The organism is Kitasatospora sp. NPDC056731 (assembly GCF_040687675.1).
In the GTDB taxonomy this organism is placed as follows: domain Bacteria; phylum Actinomycetota; class Actinomycetes; order Streptomycetales; family Streptomycetaceae; genus Kitasatospora.
In genome coordinates, this window is record NZ_JBFBNR010000027.1 from 105,634 (window position 1) to 113,102 (window position 7,469).

Consider the following 7,469-nt stretch of genomic DNA (forward strand, 5'->3'; position numbering starts at 1 on the left):
TTGTCTGTTAAATGTTGCTACTTCGTCAGGTCCGGACCGGACGAGGCGACCTCGGCCGGGGTGTCCGCGACGGCCGACTTCTCCTCACCGCGGAAGGTGAACTTGGCCTCCTTGCCCTCACCCTCGACACCGACGACCACGATGTGGCCGGCCCGCAGCTCGCCGAAGAGGATCTTCTCGGAGAGGTGGTCCTCGATCTCGCGCTGGATGGTGCGACGCAGCGGCCGGGCGCCCAGGATCGGGTCGTAGCCGCGCTTGGCCAGCAGCTTCTTGGCCTCGACGCTGAGCTCCAGGCCCATGTCCTTGTCCTTGAGGCGGCCGTCCACCTTGTCGATCATCAGGTCGACGATCTGGATGATGTCTTCCTCGGACAGCTGGTGGAACACCACGATGTCGTCGACGCGGTTCAGGAACTCGGGGCGGAAGTGCTGCTTGAGCTCCTCGCCGACCTTCGCCTTCATCCGCTCGTACCCGGTCGTGGAGTCACCCGTGGCCGCGAAGCCCAGGTTGAAGCCCTTGGAGATGTCCCGGGTGCCGAGGTTGGTCGTCATGATGATGACGGTGTTCTTGAAGTCGACCACGCGGCCCTGGGAGTCGGTCAGGCGACCGTCCTCCAGGATCTGCAGCAGCGAGTTGAAGATGTCCGGGTGGGCCTTCTCGACCTCGTCGAAGAGGACGACGGAGAACGGCTTGCGGCGGACCTTCTCGGTCAGCTGGCCGCCCTCCTCGTAGCCCACGTACCCGGGGGGCGAACCGAAGAGCCGGGAGACGGTGTGCTTCTCGGAGAACTCGGACATGTCGAGCGCGATCAGCGCGTCCTCGTCGCCGAAGAGGAACTCGGCGAGCGTCTTGGACAGCTCGGTCTTACCGACGCCGGACGGGCCGGCGAAGATGAACGAGCCGCCGGGGCGCTTCGGGTCCTTGAGGCCCGCACGGGTGCGCCGGATGGCCTGGGAGAGCGCCTTGATGGCGTCCTTCTGGCCGATGACGCGCTTGTGCAGCTCGTCCTCCATGCGCAGCAGCCGCGAGGTCTCCTCCTCGGTCAGCTTGAAGACCGGGATGCCGGTGGCGGTGGCCAGGACCTCGGCGATGAGCTCCTCGTTGACCTCCGCGACGACGTCCATGTCGCCGGCCTTCCACTCCTTCTCGCGCTTGGCCTTGGCCTGGAGGAGCTGCTTCTCGTCGTCGCGCAGGGACGCGGCCTTCTCGAAGTCCTGCGCGTCGATCGCGCTCTCCTTCTCGCGGCGCACGTCGGCGATCTTCTCGTCGAACTCGCGCAGGTCCGGCGGCGCGGTCATCCGGCGGATGCGCATTCGGGAGCCGGCCTCGTCGATCAGGTCGATCGCCTTGTCCGGCAGGAAGCGGTCCGAGATGTAGCGGTCGGCCAGGGTGGCGGCGGCGACCAGCGCGGAGTCCGTGATGGAGACCCGGTGGTGGGCCTCGTAGCGGTCGCGCAGACCCTTGAGGATCTCGATGGTGTGCGGCAGCGACGGCTCGGCGACCTGGATCGGCTGGAAGCGGCGCTCCAGCGCGGCGTCCTTCTCCAGGTGCTTGCGGTACTCGTCCAGGGTGGTGGCACCGATGGTCTGCAGCTCGCCGCGGGCCAGCATCGGCTTGAGGATGCTGGCGGCGTCGATGGCGCCCTCGGCGGCGCCCGCGCCGACCAGGGTGTGCAGCTCGTCGATGAACAGGATGATGTCGCCGCGGGTGCGGATCTCCTTGAGCACCTTCTTCAGGCGCTCCTCGAAGTCACCGCGGTAGCGCGAGCCGGCCACCAGGGCGCCCAGGTCCAGCGTGTAGAGCTGCTTGTCCTTGAGCGTCTCCGGGACCTCGCCCTTGACGATCGCCTGCGCCAGGCCCTCGACCACGGCGGTCTTGCCCACGCCGGGCTCGCCGATCAGGACCGGGTTGTTCTTGGTGCGGCGGGACAGCACCTGCATGACCCGCTCGATCTCCTTCTCGCGCCCGATGACCGGGTCGAGCTTGGCCTCGCGGGCGGCCTGGGTGAGGTTGCGGCCGAACTGGTCCAGGACCAGCGAGGTCGACGGGGTGCCCTCGGCGGGCCCGCCGGCCGTGGCCGACTCCTTGCCGCCGCCGGTCTGGTAGCCGGAGAGCAGCTGGATGACCTGCTGGCGCACCCGGTTGAGGTCGGCGCCCAGCTTGACCAGGACCTGGGCGGCGACGCCCTCGCCCTCGCGGATCAGACCGAGCAGGATGTGCTCGGTGCCGATGTAGTTGTGGCCGAGCTGCAGCGCCTCCCGGAGCGACAGCTCCAGGACCTTCTTCGCCCGCGGGGTGAAGGGAATGTGGCCGGACGGGGCCTGCTGCCCCTGGCCGATGATCTCCTCGACCTGCTGGCGCACGGCCTCAAGGGAAATCCCGAGGCTCTCCAGGGCCTTGGCGGCGACGCCCTCGCCCTCGTGGATCAGACCCAGGAGGATGTGCTCGGTGCCGATGTAGTTGTGGTTGAGCATCCGGGCTTCTTCCTGAGCCAGGACGACAACCCGCCGCGCGCGGTCGGTGAACCTCTCGAACATCGTTTATCGCTCCTCAGAGCGGTCGGGCAGTTCGGGGTCGGTCCCCGCCCTGTCCTTCCGCATGCTAGTCCCGCTCAGCGGCGCGGCCCACGGATTCACTCCCCGGTACGGGAGCGAGATGCTGCGCGACCATCCGACACCAATCCCAACCTGATGCTGGGAAACGGTGTTCCCACAGGTGGCCCGGATGCACCGGATACCGCTACGCCATCGGCGAACAAGAACCGCCGGGGCGGAGCCGGGCCGTCTCCGGCCGGTCACGCATGCTGCCCCTGGACGGGTCCAAGAACCCGTCCACCTGCATTCATACCCGGTATCGGGGCGCTTCTCGCGCAGTTTCCGCGGTGGCGGTGTTCGCCTGGCGAGAAGTCGCGTCGCGGCGACGGCGGTTCGGCACGGCCGGTGCGGCAGGTACGCCGCCCGGTGGTGCCGGCGTTACCGCTTCGCCCTTACAGCGTTGCACAGCTCGTGATTGTTCCGCCGCCCGAGCCCGCGCCCCGGACGCCCCCCGGTACCGGTGCTGCTGCGGCCCCCGGGGTGCGCGCCGCGGGGCGCGGAGGAGAGTCCTCCGCGCCCCGCGCGTGTGTCGTCGGCGCCGTGTGCGGCCGCCGGGGCCCCGCATCCGCTCCGGCGTTCCGGCGGCGCCGGGGTCAGGACGCGTTGGCCTTGTCGTAGGCCTCGCGGACGGTGCTCGGCACCCGGCCGCGGTCGTTGACCTCCATGCCCTGCTCCTTGGCCCACGCGCGGATCTTCGCGGTGTCCGGCGCGCTGCCGGAGGGGCGCGGCGCGGTGCCGCGACCCGGGCGCCGCGGGCCGGCGAGCCGGCCGCTCTGCTTGCGGCCCTTCTCCACGTACGGCGCCAGCAGACCGCGCAGCTTGTCCGCGTTGGCGCTCTTCAGGTCGATCTCGTAGGCAACGCCGTCGAGCGCGAACGTCACCGTCTCGTCCGCCGAACCACCGTCGAGATCGTCTTCAAGAATGACCTGCACCCTCTGTGCCACGGGCTTCCCTTTCCGCTAAACGACCCATTGCCTAAGGAAAGGAAAGCGCCTTTCTCCGGAAAACACAAACCCTTGACCGGCGCGGAGCCGCTCAGAGGTGCAGCAGCATGCGCGAGTTGCCCAGTGTGTTGGGCTTCACCCGCTCCAGGTCAAGGAACTCCGCGACACCTTCATCGTACGAGCGGAGAAGTTCTTCATAGACATCCGTAGCGATCGCCGCCGGGTCTGTCGTACCATCATCGGTTTCCTGAAGCTCACCGATCTCGACGAAACCGTGTTTCGCGAAGAACGGAACCTCGAACGTCAAGCAGAAAATCCGACGGACGCCGAGCCAGCGTGCGGTCTGCAGCAGCTTCTCCAGCAGCAGATGTCCGACCCCGAAGCCCCGGCAGGACGGATCGACGGCGAGCGTGCGGACTTCGGCCAGGTCCTCCCACATCACGTGCAGGGCGCCGCAGGCCACCACCGCACCGGTGTCGGCGCGTTCGGCGACCCAGAACTCCTGGACGGATTCGAACAGTGTGACTGTGGGCTTGTCGAGCAGAATGCCGTCGCGTGAGTAGGCGTCGATGAGCCCGCGTACGGTCCGCACGTCCGTGGTCCGCGCACGGCGGATGGTGACCTCCATGGCCGGGACGTTATCGTGTCGCGCCCGGCGGGGTCTCCCCGGTATCCGGTCCCGGCTCCGCGGATTCGGCGGGGGCCGGATCCGACGGGAACAGAGCGGCGACCCGCAAGGCGTCCCGCAGTGCCTCGCGCTGGCCGGGCGACATCAGGCCGAAGAAGTGCACCAGGGCCGCGGCCGGATTGTCACTGGTGGCCCACGCGTCGTTCATCAGCGCCGCGGTGTACGCCTCGCGGGACGAGACCGGTTCATATCGATAGGCCCGGCCGACCCGCTCGCGGCGCAGCCAGCCCTTTCTGTGGAGCTTGTCCAGGACGGTCATCACCGTGGTGTACGCGATTTCGCGTTCCGACTGCAGATCCAGGAGAACCTCGCGAACCGTCACCGGTCGGTTCCACTGCCACACCCGGGTCATGATGGCGTTCTCAAGTTCACCGAGTTGCCGGACCATAGTGCGGCCAGGATAGGGAGTGAATGGGGCAAATCTTGTGAAGTGCGCCAAACCGGCGCGCCGCCACCCCCGGAATCGGGAATGGCGGCGCGTCGGTGGTTCGGCGGCTGACGGTGTCAGTCGCGGGTTCGCTCGCGGGTCAGTCGAGGTCTTCCTTGGCCTTCTGGGCTCCGCCCTGGCTGCGGATGATGGCCCGCACCAGGAATCCGAAGCCGATCGCCATGACCAGCGGCGGCACGATCGCGCTGACGTAGTCCATCAGTCACTCCTCCTCGGTCTTCTCCGCCGTCGCGGCGGAAGCCTTCGCCTCCGGCTTCACCAGCGGGAAGAGCACGGTCTCCCGGATGTTCTTGCCGGTCAGCAGCATGATCAGGCGGTCCACCCCGAGGCCGAGGCCGCCGGTCGGCGGCATCGCGTACTCCAGGGCCCGCAGGAAGTCCTCGTCGATCTGCATCGCCTCGACGTCGCCGCCGGCCGCCAGCAGGGACTGCGCGGTCAGGCGGGCGCGCTGCTCGACCGGGTCGACCAGCTCGGAGTAGGCGGTGCCGATCTCGGTACCGAAGATCACCAGGTCCCACTTCTCGGCCACGCCCGGCACCGAGCGGTGCTGGCGGGTCAGCGGGGAGACCTCGGTCGGGTAGTCCTTGATGAAGGTCGGCCGGACGGCGTTCTCCTCCAGCAGGCGCTCGACCATCTCCAGCACGATCTGACCGTGGCCCCAGTCCTTGTCGAACGGGATGCCGTGGTCGAAGGCCAGCTTGCGCAGCTCCTCGACGCCGGTCTCCGGGGTGACCTCGACGCCCAGGCGGGCGGAGATGCCCGGGTAGACGGAGACCGCCTCCCACGGCTCGGCCAGGTCGATCTCGTGCTCCACGCCGTGCGCGTCCAGGCCCTTGATCACCGTGGTGCCCAGCGCGTCCCGGGCCGCGTTGACGATCGTCTCGCGGATCAGCTCGGCCTGGGTGTCGTAGTCGCCGTACGCCTCGTACGACTCCAGCGAGGTGAACTCCGGGTTGTGGGTGGAGTCCGCGCCCTCGTTGCGGAAGTTGCGGTTGATCTCGAAGACCTTCTCGGCGCCGCCGACCACCAGCCGCTTGAGGTACAGCTCGGGGGCGATGCGCATGTAGAGGTCGATGTCGTACGCGTTGATGTGCGTCTTGAACGGGCGGGCGTTGGCGCCGCCGTGCACCGGCTGCAGCATCGGGGTCTCGACCTCGATGTAGCCGCGGTCCTCGTAGGTGCGGCGGATCGAGCGGACCACCTTGCTGCGCAGGTGCAGGATCTCGCGGGCCTCGGGGTTGACGATCAGGTCGACGTACCGCTGGCGGACCCGGGCCTCCGGGTCGGTCAGGCCCTTGTGCTTGTCCGGCAGCGGGCGCAGGCACTTGGCGGTGAGCTCCCAGCGGTCCACCATCACCGACAGCTCGCCGCGCTTGGAGGTGATCACCTCGCCCTCGACGCCGACCTGGTCGCCCAGGTCGATGTCCGTCTTCCAGGCCGCCAGCCGCTCCGCTCCCAGCTTGTCCAGGGAGAACATCACCTGGAGGTCGCCGGTGCCGTCGCGCAGCGTGGCGAAGCAGAGCTTGCCGCCGGTGCGGGAGAGGATCACCCGGCCGGTGACGCCGGCCCGCTCACCGGTCGCGGTGTCGGGCTCCAGGTCGGGGTGCTTGGCGCGCAGGTCCGCGATGGTGCTGGTGCGGGGGAAGCCGACCGGGTAGGGGTCGACACCGGCCGCCCGGAGCCGGTCCAGCTTCTCGCGCCGGACGCGCATCTGCTCGGGAAGGTCGTCGGTCGCGGGGATGGGGCTCTGATCGCTCACCCCACAAGGGTAGCCAGCCACACACCGTGCTCCGCCACGGGATAACGCAGGAGGGGGACCGCGTCGGCGGTCCCCCTCCTCGGGCGCGGGCGGCTCAGCCGGTGCCGGTGGCGAGTTCGATCTCGTCGGGATCCGGGGCGGCCGGGGGCGCGGGGTGGGCGGGGGGCTTGGGGCGGCGCCCGAAGAGTTCGGCCGGGGTGGGCATCCGGTGCGGGCGGGGCGGGTTCTGGGGGGCGGTGGGCCGCTCGGCGGGGGAGTCGGTGCTGCTCATCGTGATCCGTCCTCCAACAGGGGTGGGGAGACTGCTCGGGGGTGCGGCGGGGCTCGGTACGACGACGAGGTGGCGGTGCTGCCCGGTGGTGAGGGCGAGCCGTTCGCGGACGGCGGCCTCGGCCAGCGCGTGGCAGCGGCCGGCCAGCCGGGAGCGGCGGGCGCGTTCGCCGTGGCCGCACGGCTGGCGGGTCAGCCCGCGCAGCGCGGTGAGGTCCTCCGGGCCGGGCAGGTAGCCGTCGGTCACGGCCTCCTCCAGGCGTTCCAGGTAGCCGGGGGCACTGCCGGGCAGGGCTGCCCGGTAGCGCCCGAGGTCGGCGAGCAGGAAGGCGCGCAGCCGGCCGCCCTCCTGGACGGCCTCGTCGATCGCCTCGGTCAGACGCAGCGCGTCCTGGACGTCCTCCGCCCACAGCTCGGCGCCCGGGCCGGCGAACACCGGACGGTCGGGGAGCTGGAGGTGGACGGGGACGGCGGGGTGCAGGGCTTGGGCGAGGGCGCGGCGCAGCACGCGGACTTCGTCGGCGCTGAAGGCCATGCCGCCGCGCGATCCGTGTGGCGTAGGCATGGGCTGACACTACGTGAGGAATATCCGATTTGTCGGTAGCGTCGCGCCGACGCCCCACGTTCGGCCCGGCGGAATCGGCCGCGGGGGTGGGGGAGGACGCGCGTCGGGCGAAGAGGTCGACGAACTCGCCCTTGCGCTCGCGCACCACCGGGCTGAGCACCTGGAACCGGGTGCCCTCGGCGAGCTCCAGCACCTTGTCGA

At 69.7% G+C, this 7,469-nt stretch carries 5 protein-coding genes and 1 pseudogene; all 6 read right to left on the minus strand.

Features of this window, described 5'->3' with window-relative positions:
- Positions 1-17 precede the first annotated feature (17 nt).
- A complete protein-coding gene (locus AB0R04_RS25990; protein WP_063348824.1) occupies positions 18-2,537 on the minus strand; it encodes an ATP-dependent Clp protease ATP-binding subunit in 2,520 nt (839 codons plus the stop codon).
- Positions 2,538-3,187: 650 nt separating this feature from the next.
- Positions 3,188-3,538 (minus strand): Lsr2 family protein, encoded by a 351-nt coding sequence (locus AB0R04_RS25995; protein ID WP_063348825.1) that lies wholly within the window; start codon positions 3,536-3,538, stop codon positions 3,188-3,190.
- Between the two features lie 91 nt (positions 3,539-3,629).
- Positions 3,630-4,166: an amino-acid N-acetyltransferase gene (locus tag AB0R04_RS26000; RefSeq protein ID WP_363375197.1), complete on the minus strand. Its 537-nt coding sequence runs from the start codon at positions 4,164-4,166 to the stop codon at positions 3,630-3,632.
- 10 nt (positions 4,167-4,176) lie between these two features.
- Positions 4,177-4,614: a BlaI/MecI/CopY family transcriptional regulator gene (locus AB0R04_RS26005; protein ID WP_079135797.1), complete on the minus strand. Its 438-nt coding sequence runs from the start codon at positions 4,612-4,614 to the stop codon at positions 4,177-4,179.
- 262 nt (positions 4,615-4,876) lie between these two features.
- Positions 4,877-6,412: pseudogene (lysX, locus tag AB0R04_RS26010) on the minus strand (bifunctional lysylphosphatidylglycerol synthetase/lysine--tRNA ligase LysX); the annotation flags it as partial.
- A 115-nt stretch (positions 6,413-6,527) separates the two neighbouring features.
- The gene (locus AB0R04_RS26015) at positions 6,528-7,268 is read right to left on the minus strand and encodes a hypothetical protein (protein ID WP_079135799.1); all 741 of its coding nucleotides are present in this window, start codon (positions 7,266-7,268) and stop codon (positions 6,528-6,530) included.
- Between the last annotated feature and the right edge of the window lie 201 nt (positions 7,269-7,469).

Bases quoted from the DNA above. Each gene is read 5' to 3' on its own strand.
- AB0R04_RS26005 (WP_079135797.1), bottom strand. From the start codon at position 4,614: ATGGTCCGGCAACTCGGTGAACTTGAGAACGCCATCATGACCCGGGTG.
- AB0R04_RS26000 (WP_363375197.1), bottom strand. From the start codon at position 4,166: ATGGAGGTCACCATCCGCCGTGCGCGGACCACGGACGTGCGGACCGTA.
- AB0R04_RS26015 (WP_079135799.1), bottom strand. From the start codon at position 7,268: ATGCCTACGCCACACGGATCGCGCGGCGGCATGGCCTTCAGCGCCGAC.
- AB0R04_RS25990 (WP_063348824.1), bottom strand. From the start codon at position 2,537: ATGTTCGAGAGGTTCACCGACCGCGCGCGGCGGGTTGTCGTCCTGGCT.